Annotated in this window: 26 protein-coding genes and 3 pseudogenes; 26 read left to right on the forward strand and 3 right to left on the reverse strand. The window is 51.8% G+C overall.

The features are described from left to right. Nucleotides 1-271: 271 nt before the first annotated feature. From J4685_RS08755 to J4685_RS08795, 8 genes and pseudogenes are all read left to right on the forward strand, one after another. A complete protein-coding gene (locus J4685_RS08755; RefSeq protein ID WP_023211710.1) occupies nucleotides 272-775 on the forward strand; it encodes a phage regulatory CII family protein in 504 nt (167 codons plus the stop codon). Nucleotides 776-784: 9 nt separating this feature from the next. Continuing rightward, nucleotides 785-1,012, forward strand: coding sequence for a phage filamentation protein Fil family protein (locus J4685_RS08760; RefSeq protein WP_000643374.1), 228 nt, complete (start codon nucleotides 785-787; stop codon nucleotides 1,010-1,012). Next, nucleotides 1,002-1,427 (forward strand): annotated as a pseudogene (locus J4685_RS08765) (hypothetical protein). The gene J4685_RS08760 and the pseudogene J4685_RS08765 overlap by 11 nt, the downstream one beginning before the upstream one ends. Next, a complete protein-coding gene (locus J4685_RS08770) occupies nucleotides 1,427-1,828 on the forward strand; it encodes a hypothetical protein (RefSeq protein ID WP_000022786.1) in 402 nt (133 codons plus the stop codon). The pseudogene J4685_RS08765 and the gene J4685_RS08770 overlap by 1 nt, the downstream one beginning before the upstream one ends. Before the next feature lie 67 nt (nucleotides 1,829-1,895). Next, nucleotides 1,896-2,126: a DUF2732 family protein gene (locus J4685_RS08775; protein ID WP_000057334.1), complete on the forward strand. Its 231-nt coding sequence runs from the start codon at nucleotides 1,896-1,898 to the stop codon at nucleotides 2,124-2,126. Continuing rightward, nucleotides 2,117-2,973 (forward strand): annotated as a pseudogene (locus J4685_RS08780) (DNA adenine methylase). The gene J4685_RS08775 and the pseudogene J4685_RS08780 overlap by 10 nt, the downstream one beginning before the upstream one ends. After that, nucleotides 2,970-4,991: pseudogene (locus tag J4685_RS08790) on the forward strand (replication endonuclease). The pseudogenes J4685_RS08780 and J4685_RS08790 overlap by 4 nt, the downstream one beginning before the upstream one ends. Before the next feature lie 112 nt (nucleotides 4,992-5,103). Then, nucleotides 5,104-5,322, forward strand: a complete 219-nt coding sequence (locus J4685_RS08795; protein ID WP_000960960.1) for a hypothetical protein — start codon at nucleotides 5,104-5,106, stop codon at nucleotides 5,320-5,322. Here J4685_RS08795 and J4685_RS08800 read toward each other — a convergent pair. Genes J4685_RS08800 through J4685_RS08810 form a run of 3 tightly spaced genes read right to left on the reverse strand, consistent with a single transcriptional unit; the run spans nucleotide 5,296 to nucleotide 8,449 of the window. Then, the gene (locus tag J4685_RS08800; RefSeq protein ID WP_001552031.1) at nucleotides 5,296-5,619 is read right to left on the reverse strand and encodes an ogr/Delta-like zinc finger family protein; all 324 of its coding nucleotides are present in this window, start codon (nucleotides 5,617-5,619) and stop codon (nucleotides 5,296-5,298) included. The two genes, J4685_RS08795 and J4685_RS08800, sit on opposite strands and share 27 nt — an antisense overlap. Then, a complete protein-coding gene (locus J4685_RS08805; RefSeq protein WP_000038210.1) occupies nucleotides 5,616-6,677 on the reverse strand; it encodes a phage portal protein in 1,062 nt (353 codons plus the stop codon). The genes J4685_RS08800 and J4685_RS08805 overlap by 4 nt, the downstream gene beginning before the upstream one ends. After that, nucleotides 6,674-8,449, reverse strand: coding sequence for a terminase large subunit domain-containing protein (locus tag J4685_RS08810; protein WP_001151947.1), 1,776 nt, complete (start codon nucleotides 8,447-8,449; stop codon nucleotides 6,674-6,676). The genes J4685_RS08805 and J4685_RS08810 overlap by 4 nt, the downstream gene beginning before the upstream one ends. A 160-nt stretch (nucleotides 8,450-8,609) precedes the next feature. Here J4685_RS08810 and J4685_RS08815 point away from each other — a divergent pair, with 160 nt between their 5' ends. The 18 genes from J4685_RS08815 to J4685_RS08890 all read left to right on the forward strand — a co-directional run bounded on the left by J4685_RS08815 (nucleotide 8,610) and on the right by J4685_RS08890 (nucleotide 20,153). Next, a complete protein-coding gene (locus tag J4685_RS08815) occupies nucleotides 8,610-9,410 on the forward strand; it encodes a GPO family capsid scaffolding protein (RefSeq protein WP_000018798.1) in 801 nt (266 codons plus the stop codon). 61 nt (nucleotides 9,411-9,471) lie between these two features. Beyond that, the gene (locus J4685_RS08820) at nucleotides 9,472-10,494 is read left to right on the forward strand and encodes a phage major capsid protein, P2 family (protein ID WP_000550496.1); all 1,023 of its coding nucleotides are present in this window, start codon (nucleotides 9,472-9,474) and stop codon (nucleotides 10,492-10,494) included. Between the two features lie 3 nt (nucleotides 10,495-10,497). Next, nucleotides 10,498-11,199 carry a phage terminase small subunit gene (gene gpM / locus J4685_RS08825; protein WP_001218536.1) on the forward strand — a complete coding sequence of 234 codons (702 nt, stop codon included), beginning with the start codon at nucleotides 10,498-10,500 and terminating at the stop codon, nucleotides 11,197-11,199. Between the two features lie 96 nt (nucleotides 11,200-11,295). After that, nucleotides 11,296-11,748, forward strand: coding sequence for a head completion/stabilization protein (locus tag J4685_RS08830; RefSeq protein ID WP_001680743.1), 453 nt, complete (start codon nucleotides 11,296-11,298; stop codon nucleotides 11,746-11,748). After that, entirely contained in the window at nucleotides 11,745-12,251 is a 507-nt protein-coding gene (locus J4685_RS08835) for a phage tail protein (protein WP_000084220.1), read from the forward strand. Before J4685_RS08830 ends, J4685_RS08835 begins: the two co-directional genes overlap by 4 nt. After that, nucleotides 12,248-12,955: a hypothetical protein gene (locus J4685_RS08840; protein WP_000560074.1), complete on the forward strand. Its 708-nt coding sequence runs from the start codon at nucleotides 12,248-12,250 to the stop codon at nucleotides 12,953-12,955. Before J4685_RS08835 ends, J4685_RS08840 begins: the two co-directional genes overlap by 4 nt. Beyond that, a complete protein-coding gene (locus J4685_RS08845) occupies nucleotides 12,952-14,079 on the forward strand; it encodes a DUF2586 domain-containing protein (protein WP_000220202.1) in 1,128 nt (375 codons plus the stop codon). Before J4685_RS08840 ends, J4685_RS08845 begins: the two co-directional genes overlap by 4 nt. Further along, nucleotides 14,076-14,531 carry a phage protein gene (locus tag J4685_RS08850; protein WP_000166742.1) on the forward strand — a complete coding sequence of 152 codons (456 nt, stop codon included), beginning with the start codon at nucleotides 14,076-14,078 and terminating at the stop codon, nucleotides 14,529-14,531. Before J4685_RS08845 ends, J4685_RS08850 begins: the two co-directional genes overlap by 4 nt. 9 nt (nucleotides 14,532-14,540) lie before the next feature. Continuing rightward, nucleotides 14,541-14,834 carry a phage holin family protein gene (locus J4685_RS08855; RefSeq protein WP_001154425.1) on the forward strand — a complete coding sequence of 98 codons (294 nt, stop codon included), beginning with the start codon at nucleotides 14,541-14,543 and terminating at the stop codon, nucleotides 14,832-14,834. Beyond that, complete coding sequence (locus tag J4685_RS08860; RefSeq protein WP_000175560.1) at nucleotides 14,831-15,172, forward strand: M15 family metallopeptidase; 342 nt, start codon at nucleotides 14,831-14,833, stop codon at nucleotides 15,170-15,172. Before J4685_RS08855 ends, J4685_RS08860 begins: the two co-directional genes overlap by 4 nt. After that, nucleotides 15,172-15,504 carry a hypothetical protein gene (locus J4685_RS08865; protein WP_000376372.1) on the forward strand — a complete coding sequence of 111 codons (333 nt, stop codon included), beginning with the start codon at nucleotides 15,172-15,174 and terminating at the stop codon, nucleotides 15,502-15,504. Before J4685_RS08860 ends, J4685_RS08865 begins: the two co-directional genes overlap by 1 nt. Then, nucleotides 15,476-15,664 (forward strand): hypothetical protein, encoded by a 189-nt coding sequence (locus J4685_RS22515; protein ID WP_001270303.1) that lies wholly within the window; start codon nucleotides 15,476-15,478, stop codon nucleotides 15,662-15,664. Before J4685_RS08865 ends, J4685_RS22515 begins: the two co-directional genes overlap by 29 nt. Next, nucleotides 15,651-15,908, forward strand: coding sequence for a putative phage tail assembly chaperone (locus J4685_RS08870; protein WP_000411339.1), 258 nt, complete (start codon nucleotides 15,651-15,653; stop codon nucleotides 15,906-15,908). Before J4685_RS22515 ends, J4685_RS08870 begins: the two co-directional genes overlap by 14 nt. 47 nt (nucleotides 15,909-15,955) lie before the next feature. Next, entirely contained in the window at nucleotides 15,956-16,099 is a 144-nt protein-coding gene (locus tag J4685_RS22750) for a DUF6890 family protein (protein WP_370922079.1), read from the forward strand. Continuing rightward, on the forward strand, nucleotides 16,096-18,066 hold the full coding sequence (locus J4685_RS08875; RefSeq protein WP_000811085.1) for a phage tail tape measure protein: 1,971 nt from the start codon (nucleotides 16,096-16,098) through the stop codon (nucleotides 18,064-18,066). The genes J4685_RS22750 and J4685_RS08875 overlap by 4 nt, the downstream gene beginning before the upstream one ends. Beyond that, a complete protein-coding gene (locus tag J4685_RS08880) occupies nucleotides 18,063-18,392 on the forward strand; it encodes a DUF2590 family protein (protein WP_001002797.1) in 330 nt (109 codons plus the stop codon). Before J4685_RS08875 ends, J4685_RS08880 begins: the two co-directional genes overlap by 4 nt. Beyond that, nucleotides 18,389-19,573: a baseplate J/gp47 family protein gene (locus J4685_RS08885; RefSeq protein WP_000136924.1), complete on the forward strand. Its 1,185-nt coding sequence runs from the start codon at nucleotides 18,389-18,391 to the stop codon at nucleotides 19,571-19,573. Before J4685_RS08880 ends, J4685_RS08885 begins: the two co-directional genes overlap by 4 nt. Further along, nucleotides 19,566-20,153, forward strand: coding sequence for a phage tail protein (locus J4685_RS08890; RefSeq protein WP_001001826.1), 588 nt, complete (start codon nucleotides 19,566-19,568; stop codon nucleotides 20,151-20,153). The genes J4685_RS08885 and J4685_RS08890 overlap by 8 nt, the downstream gene beginning before the upstream one ends.

Raw genomic sequence — 20,153 nt, forward strand, 5'->3', positions numbered from 1 at the left:
TGACAGTCATAAACTGTGAGAGTTTGCCTTATGACTAGCACTGTTTCAACACATAGCGAGAATCGTTGGGTTGATTTAAACACCTTCTGTGAACGTTCTGGTGTGCCTTTACGTCGCGCTCGTTACTGGTATCAAAATGGTCGCCTGAAAATAAAGCCGAAAGTCACTCCAGGAGAGCGGGTATATGTTGACTGGCTCGCATGGACAGCTGATCAGGGGCCGCGAGTTTCTTAACTCCTTATCAATGTTAGATATTTTTGAGGCGGAGACTATGTTTGATTATCAGACTTCCAAACATGCGCACTTTGATGCGGCTTGCCGAGCATTTGCGATTGAACACAATCTGGAAGATGTGGCCGCTGCTGTTGGCATGAGGCCGCAGGTCCTGCGCAACAAATTGAATCCAGCACAGCCGCACCGTTTAACCTGTGACGAGCTTTTAGCCATTACGGATTACACCGAAGATGCGCGTTTACTGGATGGAATGTTGGGGCAGATTAACTGCCTTCCATCCGTACCGGTGAACAATGCCACCGAAGGCAACATGCAGCTGTGCGCACTGAGTGCAACAGCCAGTGTGGGCGCAATTGCTGGGGAAGCCGTATCAACTGGTCATATGACTGCCGCCCGCCGTACACAAATTCTGGATCGCGCTCGCGATGCAATCCGTAGCTTATCCGTACTGGCTTATACCGTTGAAAGCCGTATCCAGTCTGCGCCCGTTCTGGCCGCAGCGGTGGATCTGGTGACGGCTAACGCCACCGGCTTGATGTGAGGGAACATTATGAAAGCGTTTGTGACTTACCTGAAAAAAGAATCACCGGCTATGCAGTTACCCAGTGGTTCAACCGGTTGGATAGAACTGCCGAACGGCCAGCGTTGGAATCCTGGTCACACCTATAAATTCAATGCACATGAGTCTGTCCAGATGAAGGGCGGTTCTGTTCTGCGTTTCCTGACGACTAAAATCCGCCGCTTGCTGGGAATGGTTGGGGGGCGTTATGGCAATTAACCAGGAACAGCAAAAGCGTGGGCTGGATCATCTTAAAAAGATTCGGCGCAAATATTTTAGTACCAGCAGTGAAGCCGCTGAATGGTGGGACAACCTGACACCAGAATGGCGCGGGGTGGTTCTTCATGCTGCTGCAATCAATTCCAGATCCGGAGTTTTTAAACGCAGCTTAAGTAATTGTTGCTGGCGAGAACTTTTTGAGCGGTTGGAGTATCGGGACATGATACAGCTGCGCTAGGGAATTTCCCGTGCTCGTTTAACTTTTAGCGGATTCGGGAGTTTACGGGACAGTGATTTCTCCAGACGAACCGCTGAACGTCCAGTAAAAATCGTCCATCCCATTAATACCAGGAACAAAGTGCAGATGATTATCGCACCTCATATTGTCCATAAATTGCAGCAGGGGAATCACTGATGAGCATTATTTCTGTAGAGGGTAAATCGTTGGGGGCTGAACTGGCTGTGTGGGGAGTCCCGCATAACTACGCGGTAGCGTTTGCAGAGAAAAGCGCCAGTAAAAATGGCCGCATTGCGTTGCATCCGTTCTTCTTCAATGACACCGAACACATGACTAACCAGCGCCACTGGCTGGCGATCAATGCCGCTTTCTGGTGCTGCGTGTACCGCGAAGCTGAGAGCAAAGAGGCACAGATTGAAGCGCTGGCGGGGATTCGCGCAATTTTCTATACAGCCGGGGCGCTGGGTGTTGGCGAGATAAAGGCGCTGATCCAGGAGTGGTGGCGGACAACCTATGAGCTTCACCTTATTCCGGCACCGAATTATTCAGCCGTCACTACACAACCCGCTTTTCACTAATTAACAACCTGAATTTTTTGGCCACGGTTCAAGTGGCCGGGGATTCTTTTGTCTTGAGGATATTGAAATGGCACAAATTAGCTCTGAAGTAAACGTTACTACTCCTCTTTCAAACTATCAGGAAATCTTAAAAAAAGCCGTAGATGAGGGAAAGGCAGCAGCCGCCGTTCTGTTTTCCTCTCGTCTGGATAAGCTGGCCACCCATGCGGCCACCGAGGGGCTTAATGCTGCTGAAATAATTGAACTGTTGCGCGAAGAATCGGTGATTTTTGGTAAGGGCGGTGCCGCATGGCAGTAAAAACTCCTCTTAAATGGGTGGGCAGCAAAGCCCGCCTTATGCCGAAGTTGCGCCAGCATCTTCCAGAAGGTAAACGCCTGGTTGAACCGTTCGCCGGTTCCTGTGCCGTCATGATGAATACGGATTATGACGAGTATCTGATTGCAGATGTGAATCCTGATCTGGTTAATCTTTATAAAGCGATGGCATATCACACAGATGCGTTGCTTAATGAGCTGGAGAGTCTGTTTACTGCCGGTTCGTTAGGTGACGAAGAAAGCCGAGCGGTTTTCTATTACGCGGTGCGTGATGCGTTCAACCTGTCAGGTAAATCCTTTGGTTCGGAATCCGTAGAAGCTGCTGCGCGTTTCCTGTACCTGAACCGGCACTGCTTTAATGGCCTGTGCCGGTACAATCGCCGCGGTCAGTTCAATGTTCCGTTTGGTAAGTACAAAAAGCCTTATTTCCCTGCTGATGAAATCTGCGCCTTTGCTGAAAAAGCAAAGCGCGCAACATTCATTACTGCCGACTATTCAGAAACGCTCGATTTGGTTCGGGACGGGAATGACGTTGTTTACTGCGATCCGCCTTATCTGACAGATAGCGATAATTTCACCGCTTACCATGAGCGTGGTTTTTCGCACATGGATCAGGGGCGGCTGGCGCGTAAGCTGCGGCGCCTGGCTGAACGTGGAGTTCAGGTAGTAGCGTCAAACAGCGATCTGGAAATAGTGCATTACCTTTATGCAGGGTTTGAAGCCTTAAAGGTTAATGCGCCGCTGTTGGTGCGGCAGCTGCAAGCCCGAAAATGGCGGCAGAACTGATACTTAAATGGCCTTTACCGACGAATCCTGAGGCCAGCGCATGACGCTGGCAATAAACGAAGATTGCTACGCCGTTGATGCCTGGCGGCGTGAAACCTTCGCGCCAGGTACACCGGCAGACGTGACAATCACGGAGCGCCGCCTGTGGGCTGTAAACCCGCAGGATCATAAATGGCGTGCTTAATACCTGCATGAAATACCCGACTGGTTAGCAGGGTATTTTGGCCGTCGTTACGAAAAGCTTTTTACTGGCCCTGACGGGCGTCGCCGTGTCAATACATTCCTGCGTCAGACTATTGGAGGGAATGTATTGCCACGTCTGCGCAAAGTGGCTGCTCGTTATAAGCTGGCCGCTGATGCAATAGACCTTCCTTTTGGCAAGTCGCTGGAACGCCTGCCGTCACTTGACCGCCCGGAACTTAAAAAACTGGCTGGCCAGATATCTGGCTGGATCTCCCAGTCGCTGTATGACTTCACAGAACGGTTTGATTCCGGCACTGACGACGCTAAAGAGCTGCACCGCCGAACGATGGAGTCTTATCGCTATCTTTGTGCGTGCAGTCGGATGCTGAATAATCAGCCGCCATACTGGGCAGAACATGAAGCCAATGCCGGGCAACTGGAAACACGTAAGGCTGAATCCGGCATTCTTCGCATGATGGCACCTGAATGGTGGTATCTGCGCCTGAAGCGAGCGCGTGACGTACAGCGTGAGCATATGGCCATAGCCGTGGGGCAGGTGCAGAAAGCGGCCAGCGCTTATGTATCCCGTAAAACGCTGGGGGAATGGATAGAACAGAAAAAACGAAATCTGGAGTTCTTTAAAAAGTTTGATCTGCTGAATGATGAAGGGTTGCGCATTGCACTGGACAGCATGGTACACCGCAGTGTTGCAAATCCGGCGATCCGTCGCTGTGAGCTAATGGTAAGAATGCGAGGATTTGAAGATATGGCCAATGAAGAAGGGCTGGCCGGTGAGTTTTACACTATCACCGCGCCATCTCGTTTCCATGCGGTACACAGCAAAGGGGGCTTTGTATCGCAATGGGATGGAAGTACGCCGCAGGATACCCAGCGCTATTTATGTGGCGTATGGGCAAAAGCCCGCGCCGCGATCTCGCGTGCGGGTATCCATGTATTTGGGTTCAGGGTTGTCGAACCTCACCATGACGGGACACCGCACTGGCATATGTTGCTGTTCATGCGCCTGCAGGACGTGGACACGGTGCGAGATATTCTTTGTTATCACGCCAGAATTACCGATTCCGAAGAACTGCAAACGCCAAATGCGCTAAAGGCACGTTTCCATGTTGAAGCCATCGATCCCGCTAAAGGGTCAGCGACGGGCTACATCGCCAAATACATTTCCAAAAACATTGATGGATTCGCGCTGGATGGCGAGCAGGACGAAGAAACCGGCGAAAACCTGCGGGATATGGCTAAATCTGTTTCTGCATGGGCTTCACGCTGGCGCATTCGCCAGTTTCAGCAGATTGGCGGTGCGCCGGTGACAGTCTGGCGTGAGCTTCGTCGGTTGCGGGATCAGGTGCTGACCGATCGCAGAATGGATGCGGTTCTGGCTGCTGCTGATGTCGGGGACTGGGCTGCATATACCCAGGCGCAGGGCGGCGCACTGGTTGCCCGCCGTGATCTGGTTGTTCGTCTGGCCTATGAAATTACGGAACAGGGTAACGAATATGCGGAAGACGTGCAGCGCGTACAGGGTGTTTATTCTCCTTTGGTTCCAGATTCAGAGGTCTGCACCCGTCTGGTTAAGTGGCAGAAGGTTGCGAAGTTGACCGAAGCGTCAGCGGAGGCGGGTTTTTCTGGCGGCAACGCCGCCCCTTGGAGTTCTGTCAATAACTGTACGGAGGGTGGAACCCGCAGACGGTTAAAACTGGAATTAAGAAGCCGGGGGTTCGATGGTTCTGATGAAGAGATAGACATTCTGAAACGAGGGGGAGGGCTTCGTTTCGGTCAGTCAGCACTCATATACCGGAACGGACGACTACAGGAGAAGCAAAACGAGCCAATGCAGGAGCTGTGGCCGGGATGGTTTTAGTTTTAAGTCTGTGAAAGGTAAACGCTTATCACTAAATAGCAGGAAAAATCCCTTTTACATTTTGTGCTTGAATGTATACTGTAATTATATACAGTTATTCTGTTTTAGGAGGATGCTTGTGCAGGATTTGTTTTTGGAAACCATCGCATTGCAGCGGATTGCTTTGTTTACCCGGTTGATTGCAAACAGTAAGTGCACTGGCTGTGAAAAAGATATAGCACTGGCCTGGCTGAGCGAATTGACTGCGGATCTGGAAAGTAAACTTGATGAATATGAAGGCAAAAGCCCCCAAAAAGGGGGATTGTCATGCGGCGGGAGTCGCTTTCAGTAAGTCTAATGCCATCTGACGCTGATCGGGTGAAAGGGCATTCAGTATTTTTTGTACCATAGCATCACCTGTTTTAGCGCTTGGGCTGAGAGTGTGGGAGAACGTCAGATTCATGACAAACGTGTGGCCACACTCGACATCTGAACAGGCGCAGTAAATATCGGCAATCTGCCGGTGTTTCCGGTTCGTTTTACGAATAACAGCTTTTGAGCCGCATTCCGGGCATTCGATTTTCAGAACTCGCATATTCCATGCTCCAGCTGTTAAATGATGCCTGGATTTTAGCCTTTTTTGCCTCATACCGCACCCTTATCCGTTGATTCTGTGTAACTTAAATCAAAGTTCAGGTGCAGGTTTTCCGGTATTTCTGGATCATTGTTTACGGCCATCATAAACCGGCGCTGAACAGGGGCGACTTCGCTTTTTTTATAAATCCGTTCGGCCTTTTCTACGTCACCAAGTCCGGCAGTATTTTGCGGGACAATGCCGGCAAGCCCGGCAGGAAAACGGTGCGCGTTCAGAATATCCTGGGCGCTGATATTTTTGATGTTGGCAAATTCATCCTTAGCGGAAATATCCCCCATTTCAATGAATTTGATGGCGTCACCTTCTCCACCGGGAATGTTTACCAGGATGGTGGAGAAGTTGCCGATCCCTTTGCTGTCACGCAGCTGCTGTTCAATTTCCTCTTCCATTTCATCCGTCATGCTGGGATCGCGCGTGTAGAGAATGCCGCCAGTGTGGGCGCCATTGTGGTAGTAACGGCGACGGAAAATGACCGCTTCACTGTTGAGTAATGCAGAATGTACGCCGCCGATGTAGTCCGGCAGTCCGTAAATATGCTGTTGCGGATCATACATTTTGATGAAGATAATATCTTCTTCAGGCCATATCTGCGGTTCGCCTTCCTGTAACACCACGTAATCACCAGGTTGATCAGTTGCGTTGTTCCTGTCTTTCCTGCGTCGGATATAGAGCCCGGGTAAGGGTTCCAGTCCGATCACATCTCCCCATCCGTTACGAATTTTTCCAAGCGCAATATCCCCAAATGTGATGTAGTCAAAAGCTGCGGCTTCCAGCTGGTCGTAAGTCAGGCCGCCAGACAGATAATCAGACACAATCATGTTTTTACGGGCGTGGATGATACCGCCATGTTGACCGTTAAGGTTAATCAGTTGTGCCAGTGCCAGCCGGTCAATTGGCTGAGTAAAATGATCGGCGGCATTGTCGTACCAGATATCCCGGTAGTCGGTGCCAGTGGTCAGAACCGGTTCCGGTTTGCCGAACGTAATGATGCTCATTTTTTTTGACTTATCGCCGCGCTGGTCGCGCTTAACGAAGTGTTTCTTTTTACTCATGCTGCCTTGTTCCTTAAATTCCAGCGTGATTTAGGTTTATTTTCATAGTTCAGAGGTTCGTTATGCAGGGCGTGGGTTATCGCCCAGAACGCTTCGGCGTGTCCTGTGTCCTGGCTGCGGTCTGCAACAAAGGTCATGGCGTTACCGCTTTGCGTGGTTGTGCGGCGTACGGACATAAAGCTGGCCGGGATCTCTTTCAGGTTTTTGTCCCATTCAATTCGCTGACTTTCGACCACGCCAGCCGCCTTCAGTACCAGCTGATTTTTTGTGTTCAGGTCGTAACGAATGGCGACGGCCACACGCATGGCAAAATGCTGAATGTTGTCAAAAACGCCCTGGCCAATACCGGTAACGTCCACGCCCAGATAGGTGAAGTTGTATTTTTTAAACAGCTGCTCGATCTGCTTTGCTTGGTACCGGAAGTTCATCCCTTTCCAGTAAATCACCTTCAGAACGCGGAATTTCTCCACGGCGAACATCGGCGGCGCCACAATCACAAAACAGGACAAATCCCCGCTGCGAGCCGGATCAAAGCCGCCCCATACTGGCCTGTCACCAAATGGCCGGGCGGCGTCCGGGTTATGATCCTGCCAGGTATCCACTTCCACGCCGCAGGCTTCCAGGTCGGAAAAGCTGAAAACGGAATCTTTATTGTCCACGAACACGCACATATAGAGCATGTTGAAAGTGGCTGTGTTGTAGCGGTTGCGCAGCTTCTCGATGTTGGCCAGATTGAAGCCGCCCGCAATAGCATCCTCCATCGTAATGACGTAGCGCCACTGGCCATCCGGACAAACCCGCCCGCCGTCGCGCAATTCATCAAAGGTCGGAAACTTAATGGCAGTACGTTTTTTACTGCCCTGTTTCCATTCATCGCCTGTCCAGAACGGGTACGCCTGGTGAGTTTTAGCTGACGGTGTTGAAAAGTAGGTGGTACGCCACTTGTCATGTGTGGCCATTGCACTGGCCACTTCATTAAGTTTTGTGAAATTTGGAACCCAGAAATATTCATCACAGTACAGGTGGCCGCTGTAGGACTGGGCGGTGTTCTTGTTGGTGGACAGGAAGCGCAGCTCCGCGCCGTTGGACAAGCGGATGGGGTTGCCGGTCAGCGTGATCCCGAAATACTGTTCAGCAATATTTACGATGTAAGACCGGAAGTATTCCGCTTGGACTTTGGAGGCAGACAGGAAGATTTGCGGATCGCCTGTCATGACCGCGTTTTCAAAGGCTTCAAATGCAAAATACCAGGTCGCACCTATCTGGCGGCTTTTGAGGATGTTTCTGACCAGCTGGCCAATGTTCCGGCGCAGGTGTTTCTGGTATTCAAAAAGATGTTCTTCCGCCCAGGTGTCAAAATCCTCCTGCGTCAGCGAGGAAATATCGTTTTTCTTGTATTTCCGTTTGCGGCGGGGTTCGTCGTCATTGCTGTCCCGTGCATCTGCCTGCCCGGAATTCTGACCGCTGGCCATCTTTTCTTTATGCTTATTGCTTTGCGCACGTAGCTTTGTGGCGTGAGCAATGAGCATGTCCATTTCTTTCAGGTCGAGATCGGTTTTGTTATCCCGGCTGGCCAGTAGCTGGTAGCGGCGTTCGATAGCCTCTTCAGTGCTTTCAAAACTGAGCAAATCAGCCCAGCTGTATTTTTCAGCCCAGTAGTAAACTATCCGCGCATTCGGCAGATTTAATTCAGATGCAATTTCTTTTGGCGTATAGCGGCGCAGATAAAGTGCGCGGACAACGCCTTTTAATTCTTCAGAGTATTTAGCCATGCGGTAATTATGCCGTGGCTGTAATAAAAAAACGGTGGTGATAATTCGTCTGTATTCGGTAAAGCGTTATATCCGAACTGTTCAGAATAAAACGTAATGCAGCAATGGTTTTATTTGGCAATAATTGATTTGCAGCGTCAGGGAGTGGAACAGGGGGGATATGTCACATTTAAAAACTGACTGGCTGTGTGTTGCTACTGAAGGGGATACCGTTGACGGACGGATTATTGAACGTCAGTGGATTATCGATATGGGGGAAACCTATGACTATAACCACTATGTCGCTTTAATCTGGCCGGAACACCAGAAAGGCGGGGGTAATTTCGGTGAAGTACTGGAAGCCACCTGGCGGGACGGGGATGACGGGCTGGCGCGGTTGTATGTCAGTCTTTGCCCGAATATGCGGCTGATATACGCTAACGAAGAAGACCAGCTTCTTTTCTTCTCCATAGAGCCGGAGGAAGACTGGCGCGGAACAGGACGAACATACCTCAAGGGACTGGCAGTGACGGATACTCCTGCCAGCATTGGCACCACACGGCTGCGCTTCAGTCGGCAGCGCAAATTATCTGAACAGGGTTATTACCGTTATGTAATTTCCCGCGATGGCAAAATTAAGCAGGAAGGAAAAATGAAGAACTGGCAAAATTTGTTTGGTATTAAACCGAAGTTTGAAGATGAAACGCCGCCAGATAATACCGCGCAGGGTGATGATAAGTTACAGGCACTGGCAAACGCGGTAAACGAGCTGGAAGGCCGTGTGGCCAAAATTGAAAATCAACTGAATGATGTTCAGGGTGATGTGGATACTATTGCGGAAGTGGTGGATACAGAAGAATTTGCCGCCATTCGTGATAATGCAAAAGATATCGTTAAGCGTTTTAACGATTTGGGAAATAAATCAGTCCGTACACCAGGACGCAAAATTTCAGAGAAAGCCGGGAAGTTTAATTTCCTGTAATTCACTTTAGCGCTGATTAGTTTCAAATATTTTTATTATCGCTTAATCGCGAGGGAGTTTTATGCACCTTAATAACCGTGCGCGGGAATTACTGGACGGATATTCGGCGGGCATGGCGCAGCAGTTTGGGGCGCGTGATGCCAGCCGTTATTTTTCCCTGAATAACCCGCAGGAAAATGCGCTGCGTCTTGCGCTGCTGGAATCCGTCGAATTCCTGGACATGCTTACCTGTCTGGATGTTGATCAGCTGAGTGGCCAGGTGATTTCCGTTGGTTCTTCCGTATTACACACAGGACGTAGTGAAAGTGGCCGTTTTATTCGCCAGGTTGGTGTGGACGGAAACGACTATTCACTGGTTGAAACAGACAGCTGCGCCGCGTTGCGCTGGGATCTGCTTTCGGTCTGGGCAAACGCCGGTAAGGATGAAAACGAGTTTTATAACCTTGTCCAGGCATTTACCACACAGGCTTTTGCACTGGATATGTTGCGTATCGGCTTTAACGGTAAGAGCCGCGCAAAAACCACTGATCCCGAAGCTAACCCGAACGGTGAAGATGTGAATATCGGCTGGCATGAGCGCATGAAAACGCTGCTGGGCGGCAATCAGATTATGACCGATCCGGTGGTGCTGGATGCAGCCGGGGATTACAAATCACTGGATGCAATGGCGTCAGACTTGATTAACGCCAAAATTCCGGCGCAGTTCCGCAATGACCCGCGTCTGGTGGTTCTGGTGGGGGCTGATCTGGTTGCTGCTGAACAGTATCGCCTGTATCAGGCCGCAGACCGTCCGACTGAAAAAATCGCAGCGCAGTTGCTGGGGAATACCATTGCTGGCCGTCCGGCCATTATCCCGCCTTTTATGCCGGGAAAACGCATGGTGGTGACGCCGCTGAAAAATCTGCACATCTATACCCAGCGCAATACCCGTATGCGTAAGGCGGAGTTTGTGGAAGACCGTAAGCAGTTCGAAAACAAATACCTGCGCAATGAAGGATATGCGGTGGAAGTGCCGGAACTGTATGCGGCCATTGATGAATCCGCCGTAACTATCGGCAAGGTTTCCGAACCAGCGGAGGGCTGATAAATGGCACTTTCTCCCGCGCAGCGTCACAGCCAGCGCATTGCGATGGAACAAAAGCTGAAGCGAAGCCAGGCGCTGGAAACCACGGAAAGTATGCACCTTCTGGTCAAAGCGCTGGAAACGGATGTGGGGCACGTACGCAGCCTGCCGACAATCGCGGATCGCATTGAGTTTAAAAGGGATGTGTTGCTGCCGCGCTGGGTACCGACTGTTGAAGCGTATCTGGAAAGCAAGCAGGTGTACGCCAATCCGGTATTTGCCTGGTGTGTTATCTGGCTGTTTGACGTGGGCGACCTGGATCAGGCGCTGGAATGGGCTGATATCGCAATCAGTCAGCAACAAGCCACACCGGATCAGTTACGCAGCAATTTTCCCACGTTTGTGGCCGATACGATGCTGGCATGGGCGCAGGAAAGCGCCGGGCGCGGAGAAAGTATTGAGCCGTATTTCTCCCGTACGTTTGAACGTGTGGCAGGGGTATGGCGACTGCATGAGCAGGTAACAGCCAAGTGGTACAAATTTGCGGGGCTGGAGCTGCTGCGCAATGAGGATGGCCAGCAAACTGCTGCGGGTGTGGATGATATTGAAACGCTGGAAAAAGCCGATCATTTGCTGGCCATCGCAGAAAAACACTATTCAAAAATTGGCGTCAGAACAGCGCGGCAGACCATTGCCGCCCGTGTCCGAAAACTGACGCAGGGGTAAAGACTACCGTACGCCAGGCGGACGCGGTGGAGGGCAAAACACCTTGTGTGTCATTGCGCCGTGGAAACCGGTCAGTCCGCCTTTTTCGGGGGATTTATGTTTAGTGGAAAACCGCTGGATTATCAGGACGAACCGCTGGCTAATAACGGTTTCTGGCCGGATCTGAACCTGAAGGATTTTCAGGCGCAGCGGTCACTACCGCCAGATATTGACGCTGATACCATCAGCCAGGCGCTGCTTGCCGCTGTCGCGGAGGTGAATGCCGAGCTGGAAAACGTGGAGGCCAGCTGGAAAGCGAAAGGCCATACGCTGGCGGCAGATGTGCCGGGTGTAAAGATGGGCGGACTTAACAGCCTGTGCGCCCAGTACATGAAAGCCGTTTTTGCCAGGGCAAAAGCGGATCTGTTGGGTGAGTTCGCCACTATCGGACGGCGTGATACCCATCCGGGGCAGGAAAGCCAGGAGACACGGGCCGGGTTACTGGCTGAGGCGTCCGTGGTGATCCGTCGCATGAAGGGGCTTAAACGGGCAACGGTGAAAAAAGTATGAGCCAGACGCAGATCCAAAGCCTGACCGCTTTTTTTCAGGAGAACGTTCCGCCGCGGGCGATGCAGTCATTTGACAGCGTACTGGATGAAATGAAGTTCATCCCCGCCGCGAAGGATTACGGGCTGGGGCAATATCGCCAGGCGGTTATTCGGTATGACGCAGTTCTGAGCTGGGCGCGTTTTCCCTATCGCCTGTGTCCGCCGCAGTTACTTATGTCCTTACTGGCGGCGTGGCTGGACGATGCAGACAGAGACCTGCTGGATGAAGTAGGGCTGAGTGAAGCCGAACCTGACTGGGATGTGTCGGTGGAAGATGAGGAAACCGCCACTGTGGTGCTGACCGTTCCGATGGTGGAAGAACTGGTGATCAGGCAGGACGAAAACGGGGCTATTCCGTGGCGTGGTGAACGCTGGTCACTGGCAGATCCTGAAATCTGGACGGCGTTAACTGCCAGCATTTTCAGTGTGGATGAAACCGGGGCGCCGGTGAGCGGGGAAATATGATAGCCGGTGGCGAGCTGAATAAAAAACATCTGACTGAATTACGTAAGGCACTGGCCAGTATGGAGTTGCCACCGCAGAAGCGCCAGCGGCTGATCTGGCGTCTGGCGAAATATGGCGTGATTGCTGCTGCAAAAAGACATGTTCGTAACCAGGAATCCCCGGACGGCCAGAAATGGCCGGGACGTAAGACAAAACGCAAAGGGAAGATGCTGCGTAACCTGCCAAAGCTGCTTCATATCCGCGAAATGCCTGAGATTCAGGCCGTACGGATCTATTTGCAGGGCGGCGGGTACCGGAACGGGGAAGCGCCGGTTCCGGCAGGAACCGTAGGTTATGCGCAACAAAACGGAATGCGGGTAAAGGTCAGCCGCAGAAGTCAGCCACGTAAGGCGGACGCCGGAAAAATGGCGACACCTGCCCAGGCTAAAAAACTGCGTGCGCTGGGATATCGGGTGAGAACCGGAAAACGCTGGAAAAAGCCCACGCTGGGCGATATCACGCGGACGATACCATACAGCCAGGCCGGATTACTGATTCGAAAGCTGAGTGGTAAAGCAGTGAAAACCAGCTGGACAGTGGATCTTCCTGCCCGCGTATTTCTGGGCATGAATGACGATGAATTTGATAAAGCGCTGGCGCGTCAGCTTCAGGCTATAGGCTTTGGCTGGAATGTAAAGGCGCAGGATATTAAGGGGAAAACATGACCTGGCCAACCGTGACCGTTAACCAGGTAAACCAGCTACTGGGTGAAACCAATGAGGTGGAGCGCACGTTGCTGTTTATCGGTACGGGTACCAAAAATGTGGGTAAAACGCTGGCTGTTAACGCACAGAGTGACTTTAACGCGCTACTGGGTGAGGGGAACAGCCCGTTAAAAAGTGATGTACTGGCGGCAATGGCGAACGCCGGCCAGAACTGGTGGGGATTTGTTCATGTACTGGCCGCAGACAGTGAGCCGGGCGCGTGGGTGGATGCCGTCAAAGCTGCACAGGTTTCCTGCTCGGTGGAAGGCGTGGTGCTGTCGGATGATGTGGCGGCAAAAGAACAGATTAACCAGGCGGCAACGCTGCGATCTGAACTGATTGCGCAATACGGGCGCTGGGTGTGGTTCATCCTGGCGGTTCAGGGAATGCAGGAGGATGAAGCCCAGGCGGATTATCTGAAACGTCTGTCCACCCTTCAGCAGGGTATTGCAGAGAAAGCGGTTCAGCTGGTTCCGCGTCTGTGGGGGAATGAACCGGGCGTGCTGGCCGGTCGCCTGTGTAACCGGGCGGTGACGGTGGCTGACAGCCCGGCGAGGGTGAAAACCGGGGCGCTACTTAATCTGGGCAGCGATGAACTACCGGAAGATGGCACCGGGAAAACACTGGAGCTGGCTACCCTTAAAGCGCTGGAAGCGCAGCGCTACAGCGTGCCGATGTGGTATCCGGATTATGACGGTTTTTACTGGGCTGACGGACGTACGCTGGATGTGGAAGGGGGGGATTATCAGTGCATTGAGACGCTGCGTATTGTGGACAAGGCCGCCCGTCGTGTCCGTCTGCTGGCTATCGGTAAAATTGCCGATCGTTCGCTGAACAGTACGCCGGGCAGCATCGCGGCACACCAGACGTTGTTTGCCCGCCCACTGCGCGAAATGTCCACGGCGGCCAACATTAACGGTGTGTCGTTTCCGGGAGAGGTGAAGCCGCCGCAGGATGGAGATGTCTCTATTGTCTGGAAGAGCAAAAAGGCAGTGGATATTTACATTGTGGTACGCACGTATGAAGTGCCGCTGCAAATTACTATCAGCCTGTTACTGGATGCCAGTCTGGAGGCCGCAGCATGACCAAACGTATTTCAGGTATGTCATTTGATGCCTACATCGATGGTGAACTGATCCATATAGAAAAAATTTCGCTGGATATCACGGATAACAGCGCCGCCGCCCAGACCCGTGGTGTGCCGGACGGCCATGTTGATGGCGATGTGGCCGCAGAGGGAGAAATTGAAGTCAGTTCTAAAGTGCTTCAGGTACTGACAGCCAAAGCCCGCGCCGCAGGTTCGTGGCGAGGTATTGAACCGCTGGATTTTCTTTTCTACGCCAAAGCAGGCAGTGAAGAAGTGAAGGTCGAGACGTTCGGCAATAAATTGCAGTTAAGCAATCTGCTGGATATTGATCCAAAAGGCGGCAGCGTATCCACGCACAAAATTAAATACTTCGTGACCAGTCTGAAGTTCGTCAACATCAACGGGGTTCCGTATCTGGAAGCGGAAGCTACGGAAAATCTGATCGGGTAAGGAAAAGGGATGCAGGACTACGAAAAAGGGTTTATTGCGCTGGCAATTATGGGGGCGCTGATTGCCCTGGGCAAGATGCTGAACAGTGACGAGCCGATCACGGCACGTCTGGTTCTGGGGCGTGTCATTGTGGGCAGCGCGTTATCAGTAGCGGCAGGGGTGGCGCTTTACTTCGTACCGGATATCCATCCGCTTGCGCTTGCCGGCATTGGTTCAGCGTTGGGGATTCTTGGCCTTAATGGTGTTGAAGCCTGGTTACGTAAGAAAGGGATCGGTTTTCTGGGGAAAGGGGCTGACAAATGACACTGAGTGAAAAACAGCAGCTGTTTACCGTTATGGTGGCAAATCTGATCCACTGGGCAGAAGAACACGGCTACCGGCTGACGTTCGGGGAGGCTTACCGCACGCCGGAACAGGCGGCGCTGAACGCGAAAAAGGGCAGCGGTATTACCAACAGTCTGCATACACGGCGTCTGGCAGTGGATTTTAACCTGTTTGTTAACGGCCAGTACCAGACCCGCACAGAGGATTACCTGCCGCTGGGCGAATACTGGGAGTCACTGGGCGGCAGCTGGGGCGGGCGCTTCAAATCCAGGCCGGATGGTAATCATTTCAGTCTGGAGCATGACGGGGTTCGCTGATGGATCGTGTGGTGGCGGGCTGGCTTATGACGGTTGTTCTGGCCTTCTGGGCAGGGTGGAAGGCGGCTAACTGGCAGCGTGACAGTATCGATCTGGCCATCAGCCGGTCAGCCAGCGCTACCGGGGAAAGGCTGGCAAGCATGGCCAGTGAATCCGGGCGAAAACTGGAAAAACAACTGGAGGCTTTGAAAAATGCACCGCCGCGTGAAATTCGTACGGAGGTGGTTAAGCCGGTGTTTACTAACGTGTGCCTGTCTGACGACTTTGTCCGCATGTACAACGACGCCGCCGCCAGTACCGAACGTGCGTTATCAGGAAAACCTGAAAACTAAATGCGTCACGCAGCTGCCACGCCTGAAAGGGACTACGGGTAAAGATGCTGCGGAACTGTTGAATGCGTATCTTGAAATTTATGGTCAGTGCGCAGCACGCCATAATCAGTTAATAGATGAAATTAATCGTAGAGAGAGTCTTTTATATGGAAAAAATTAAACTGTGTGTCTGTGGGACTGATATTATTTTTGAACCAAATCAGACCGCCTATAATAAGTTTATTAATGAAATGGCAATGGACAATAAAGTGGCACCTGCGCATAACTACCTGACGCGTATTGTTGCAACGGAAAGCAAGGAAGCTTTAGCTGAAATATTAAAACGTCCGGGCGCTGCGCTTCAGCTTGTCAGTAAGGTTAATGATATTTACGCCCCTGAACTGGAAATTGAAGTAAAAAACTGACAAAGCGAGTCCGGGCAATTGAACAGAACGGACTCGAACAATATTTAATACTTCGCCGTCATTATTTACCACATGGTCAGGATTCCGTTGACGATATTGCCGCCGCTATCTGGCTGGATAATCGTCACTGGGAATATACAGGAATTGCTGTAGCCAATGGTGTGGCTAAAGCATTTAAAGGCACAGAATGAAACAGTTAGATTTTACATTAAGCCTGATTGATAAGCTGTCCCGCCCGTTAAAACAGGCACAGAGCAGCGTCACCGGCTTTGCGGAAAAATCAAAAGCGGCCTTTATGCAGATTGGCGGTGGTGTGCTGGCTTTAGCGGGTACAGGAATGGCCATACGGGGTGCGTTATCACCGGCAATTGAAATGTATGATGCGCTGAATGATGCAGCGTCAAAAGGGATTGATGATCAGGCATTAAAAGCCGTACAGCGGGATGCGCTGCGCTTCAGTACAACTTATGGCGCCAGTGCGGTGGAATTTGTTCAGTCCACTGAAAGTATTAATTCCGCCATTGCCGGGCTGACCGGTAATGAACTGCCGAAAGTGACAAAAGTTGCTAATACCCTGGCGTTTGCACTGAAATCCACCGCCGCAGAAACGGCGGAATTTATGGGGCAGATGTTTGGTAATTTTTCCGCCGATGCGGAGCGTCTGGGCAAGGTTCAGTTCGCTGAACAGCTGGCCGGAAAAATGGTGTATATGCGTAAAACGTTCGGTACTGAAATGGCGACGATTAAGGATTTGATGGAAGGTGCGCGCGGCGTGGGGACTAACTACGGTGTCGGACTGGATGAACAACTGGCGGTACTGGGGCAGCTTAACCGCACGCTGGGAACGGAAGCCAGCAGCGCCTATGAAGGCTTTATGACGGGGGCAGTTGAAGGGGCAAAAAAACTGGGTCTGTCCTTTACTGACGCCACCGGAAAAATGCTGTCCATGCCTGAGATGCTGATTAAATTGCAGGGCAAATACGGCAAGAGCCTGGAAGGGAATCTGAAAGCCCAGGCGGAACTGGATGCGGCATTCGGTGACAGTTCGGCTGTGGTCAAACACCTTTACGGTAATGTGGCGCTTCTTCAGAGGAACATCACCGAACTGGGCGGATCTGACGGTCTGAAACGTACGCAGGAGATGGCCAGTAAACTGGTGAAACCGTGGGATCGGTTTGTACAAATCCTGAAAGCCATTCAGACCGTAATAGGGCTGACACTAATCCCGGTATTGTATCCGGTGCTGAACCGTCTGGCGGATATGGGACAGACATTTGCCAGATGGATGCAGCTATTTCCCAACATTGCCCGTGTTATCGGCTACGCCGCTATGGCGTTGCTGGGGTTTGCGGCAGTGGGCGCGGTTGCCAATATTGTGATGGGCGCTTCTAAGTTCATCATGGCAGGTTTACGCGGGATCTGGGTTGCCATGACCGCCGTCACGAAAGCATATACGGCAATGGTATGGCTGGCACAAATTGCTGTTATCGCCTGGAATGCGACGCTTAAATTTTTGCGCGGAGCGTTGCTGGCCGTTCGTATGGCGGCAATCATGGCCGGAATCGGTATTAATCTTATAAGCTGGCCGGTCTTGCTTGTGATCGGGGCGATAGCGTTGCTTGCGGCGGGTTGCTGGTTGCTGATTAAACACTGGGATACGGTGAAAGCAGCTGTTATGGAAACATCCGCGTTTCAGGCATGTGCCAGGGCGGTGGCGTGGCTGGCCGGGGTGTTTTCCACAGCATGGCAATTTATCAGTGAAGGCTGGAACAGTTTTATTGCGCTATTAACAGGGTTTTCACCCTCACAGGCATTAAGTGGACTGGCGTCGGGTATTGTATCCATGTTTGATAATGTCTGGCAGTCCGTTAAAGGTGGTTTTCTGAAATCGTGGAACTGGATTGTTGAGAAGCTGAATAAAATACCCGGCGTTGATATCTCAATGGCTAATGAAACCTCTTCGCCACCATTAACAGTAAATAATTTATCTACAGGTGGCGAGCTAAAAGGAATTGATAAAGGTGGTATCAGTAAATCAGTCAGTAATAACTCAAGGTCTGTGACGGATAACAGCCGGAAAATTAATACTGTCAATATCTATCCAAAAGAAATGATAACGCCGGGGCAGTTAATGGAGTTTCAGGAGCTGGGCGTATGAATGAAATCCTGTATGTTGATTTATTAATTCAGGGAAATGACTTTGTCCTGAATACCGGTAATGAACCTGAATTATGTAATAACCGTAAAAGTATCGGGCAGGACATTATTCATTCCATTATTGAAAGCGGTCTGGCGACGGAATTAATTGCCGAGAGAAGCCCGACCATGCGGGCAGATATTTTTACCCGTATGGAATTACTGATTGAGGATGATGAACGTATCGTTCCGGGAACAGTGGAAATCGGTGAAGAAAGCCGGACACGGTTGTGGATCACGGCCAGTACTTATGACTTCGGCGGAATATCGGTACAGGTGGATTTATGACGGAAAAGCCACAGGTTGACTTTGAAGAGGTGGTGAAAGCCAGCGGTATGCCGGTGACGGAAGAAGAGATTCGCGATCGCTTTAATGCCATTGCGACGGAGGAGGGAATTATCACGAATACCTCCCGTATGTCTCCGTTCTGGCGACTGGTCACGGCCATTGTAACCGCGCCGGTGATGTGGCTGAAGGAGGTTCTGATCTCCACCGTACTGGCCAATATGTTTGTGGCCACGGCCAGTGGAAGCATGTTACGGCTGCTGGCATGGGCGGTGAATATCACGCCGAAGCCCGCCAGCGCTGCACAGGGCGTTATCCGTTTTTACAAGGAAGACGCCAGCGCCGTGGTGACGGTGAAGGCCGGAACGGTGATACAGACAGAACGTATTAACGGCAGGGTGTATGAACTGGCCATCACGGAAGATGTGGTGATGGCCTCCGGTACCGCCAGCGCACTGCTGCCGGTAAAGGCAACGGGAACGGGCGGCGCATATAACCTTGCTCCGGGATATTACCGCATTCTGCCGGTGGCCGTGGACGGCATCAGCCATGTGGCCAGTGAAGAAAACTGGCTGACCGTACCGGGCGCGGATGAGGAAAGCGATGATGAACTGCGTGAGCGTTGCCGTAACCAGTTTAACCTGGTGGGCAACTACCACACGGACGCGGTGTACCGGTCGATGATAGCCGGCGTTGCCGGACTGAGCATTGACCGGATTTTCTTTGAGCACGAAGTACCGAGGGGGCCGGGGACAGCCAACGCCTATTTATTGCTGGACAGCGGCGTGGCTTCTGCGCCGTTTGTGGATGCCGTGAATGACTATATCAACACGCAGGGGCATCACGGCCACGGGGACGATATGCAGTGTTATGCCATGCCGGAAACCCTGCACGATCTGGTGGTCACTGTCTGGGTCAGGAACCTGAACAACATCAGTGATGATGAACAGAAGCGCCTGAAGGACGGTATTGAAAACCAGATCCGGTGCGCCTTCCGGGAAAATACGGACTATGACGTCAGAAGGACGTGGCCGTATTCACGGTTCTCCTTCTCGCAGTTGGGGCGCGAAATCCATAAAAATTTTCCGGTAACAGAATCGCTGAATTTTTCGCTGGATGACATTGCCAGTGAGCTGAATGTGCCGCGCCTGAAATCGCTTGTGGTGAGTATTGAGAATGAATGAGTTCATGAAAAAACTGGCCGGAATGGTACTTCCCTCCTGGATGGACAGGGGAGAGCCGCGAAAACTGCTGCAAACGGCGCGGCGATTCTGGGCGGAGGTGTACGTCTGGGTGACGTGGCCACTGAACCAGTTTGATCCGCTGACCTGTACACCGGCGTTACTTAACCTGCTGGCGTATGACCGGGACATTTCCCGCTTTGACGGGGAGCCGCTGGAACTGTTCCGCAGGCGTGTGGCGTATGCCTTCGTGAATGCGCGTGACGCCGGTTCTGTTGAGGGATTTATCAGTATCTTTGAGCGTCTGGGGATCGGGTACGTTGAACTGATGGAGCGCCAGCCGGGCATTGACTGGGATGTGATTCAGGTTCGCGTCACGGACAGCCAGATTGCGGATAACACGCAGCTGATGATCCAGATTATCCGGCAGTACGGGCGGACATGCCGCCGTTACCAGTTTGAAGTGATCACGTCCGAACGGCTGACTATACGGGCGGGATGGGATCAGGGGGAATATGTGGTTTATCCGGCAGCACTGAGCGGTACGGAAACCAGCAGCGCGACGTACAGCGCAGGGTTATAA

It is taken from the genome of Salmonella sp. 32100201201700099SM, assembly GCF_017572645.1.
Taxonomy (GTDB): Bacteria; Pseudomonadota; Gammaproteobacteria; order Enterobacterales; family Enterobacteriaceae; genus Salmonella; species Salmonella enterica.

What these genes read in the sequence shown, in the direction of transcription:
- J4685_RS08755 (WP_023211710.1), top strand. Translation starts at nt 272, where the DNA reads ATGTTTGATTATCAGACTTCCAAACATGCGCACTTTGATGCGGCTTGC.
- J4685_RS08760 (WP_000643374.1), top strand. Translation starts at nt 785, where the DNA reads ATGAAAGCGTTTGTGACTTACCTGAAAAAAGAATCACCGGCTATGCAG.
- J4685_RS08770 (WP_000022786.1), top strand. Translation starts at nt 1,427, where the DNA reads ATGAGCATTATTTCTGTAGAGGGTAAATCGTTGGGGGCTGAACTGGCT.
- J4685_RS08775 (WP_000057334.1), top strand. Translation starts at nt 1,896, where the DNA reads ATGGCACAAATTAGCTCTGAAGTAAACGTTACTACTCCTCTTTCAAAC.
- J4685_RS08795 (WP_000960960.1), top strand. Translation starts at nt 5,104, where the DNA reads ATGCTTGTGCAGGATTTGTTTTTGGAAACCATCGCATTGCAGCGGATT.
- J4685_RS08800 (WP_001552031.1), bottom strand. Translation starts at nt 5,619, where the DNA reads ATGAGGCAAAAAAGGCTAAAATCCAGGCATCATTTAACAGCTGGAGCA.
- J4685_RS08805 (WP_000038210.1), bottom strand. Translation starts at nt 6,677, where the DNA reads ATGAGTAAAAAGAAACACTTCGTTAAGCGCGACCAGCGCGGCGATAAG.
- J4685_RS08810 (WP_001151947.1), bottom strand. Translation starts at nt 8,449, where the DNA reads ATGGCTAAATACTCTGAAGAATTAAAAGGCGTTGTCCGCGCACTTTAT.
- J4685_RS08815 (WP_000018798.1), top strand. Translation starts at nt 8,610, where the DNA reads ATGTCACATTTAAAAACTGACTGGCTGTGTGTTGCTACTGAAGGGGAT.
- J4685_RS08820 (WP_000550496.1), top strand. Translation starts at nt 9,472, where the DNA reads ATGCACCTTAATAACCGTGCGCGGGAATTACTGGACGGATATTCGGCG.
- gpM (WP_001218536.1), top strand. Translation starts at nt 10,498, where the DNA reads ATGGCACTTTCTCCCGCGCAGCGTCACAGCCAGCGCATTGCGATGGAA.
- J4685_RS08830 (WP_001680743.1), top strand. Translation starts at nt 11,296, where the DNA reads ATGTTTAGTGGAAAACCGCTGGATTATCAGGACGAACCGCTGGCTAAT.
- J4685_RS08835 (WP_000084220.1), top strand. Translation starts at nt 11,745, where the DNA reads ATGAGCCAGACGCAGATCCAAAGCCTGACCGCTTTTTTTCAGGAGAAC.
- J4685_RS08840 (WP_000560074.1), top strand. Translation starts at nt 12,248, where the DNA reads ATGATAGCCGGTGGCGAGCTGAATAAAAAACATCTGACTGAATTACGT.
- J4685_RS08845 (WP_000220202.1), top strand. Translation starts at nt 12,952, where the DNA reads ATGACCTGGCCAACCGTGACCGTTAACCAGGTAAACCAGCTACTGGGT.
- J4685_RS08850 (WP_000166742.1), top strand. Translation starts at nt 14,076, where the DNA reads ATGACCAAACGTATTTCAGGTATGTCATTTGATGCCTACATCGATGGT.
- J4685_RS08855 (WP_001154425.1), top strand. Translation starts at nt 14,541, where the DNA reads ATGCAGGACTACGAAAAAGGGTTTATTGCGCTGGCAATTATGGGGGCG.
- J4685_RS08860 (WP_000175560.1), top strand. Translation starts at nt 14,831, where the DNA reads ATGACACTGAGTGAAAAACAGCAGCTGTTTACCGTTATGGTGGCAAAT.
- J4685_RS08865 (WP_000376372.1), top strand. Translation starts at nt 15,172, where the DNA reads ATGGATCGTGTGGTGGCGGGCTGGCTTATGACGGTTGTTCTGGCCTTC.
- J4685_RS08870 (WP_000411339.1), top strand. Translation starts at nt 15,651, where the DNA reads ATGGAAAAAATTAAACTGTGTGTCTGTGGGACTGATATTATTTTTGAA.
- J4685_RS08875 (WP_000811085.1), top strand. Translation starts at nt 16,096, where the DNA reads ATGAAACAGTTAGATTTTACATTAAGCCTGATTGATAAGCTGTCCCGC.
- J4685_RS08880 (WP_001002797.1), top strand. Translation starts at nt 18,063, where the DNA reads ATGAATGAAATCCTGTATGTTGATTTATTAATTCAGGGAAATGACTTT.
- J4685_RS08885 (WP_000136924.1), top strand. Translation starts at nt 18,389, where the DNA reads ATGACGGAAAAGCCACAGGTTGACTTTGAAGAGGTGGTGAAAGCCAGC.
- J4685_RS08890 (WP_001001826.1), top strand. Translation starts at nt 19,566, where the DNA reads ATGAATGAGTTCATGAAAAAACTGGCCGGAATGGTACTTCCCTCCTGG.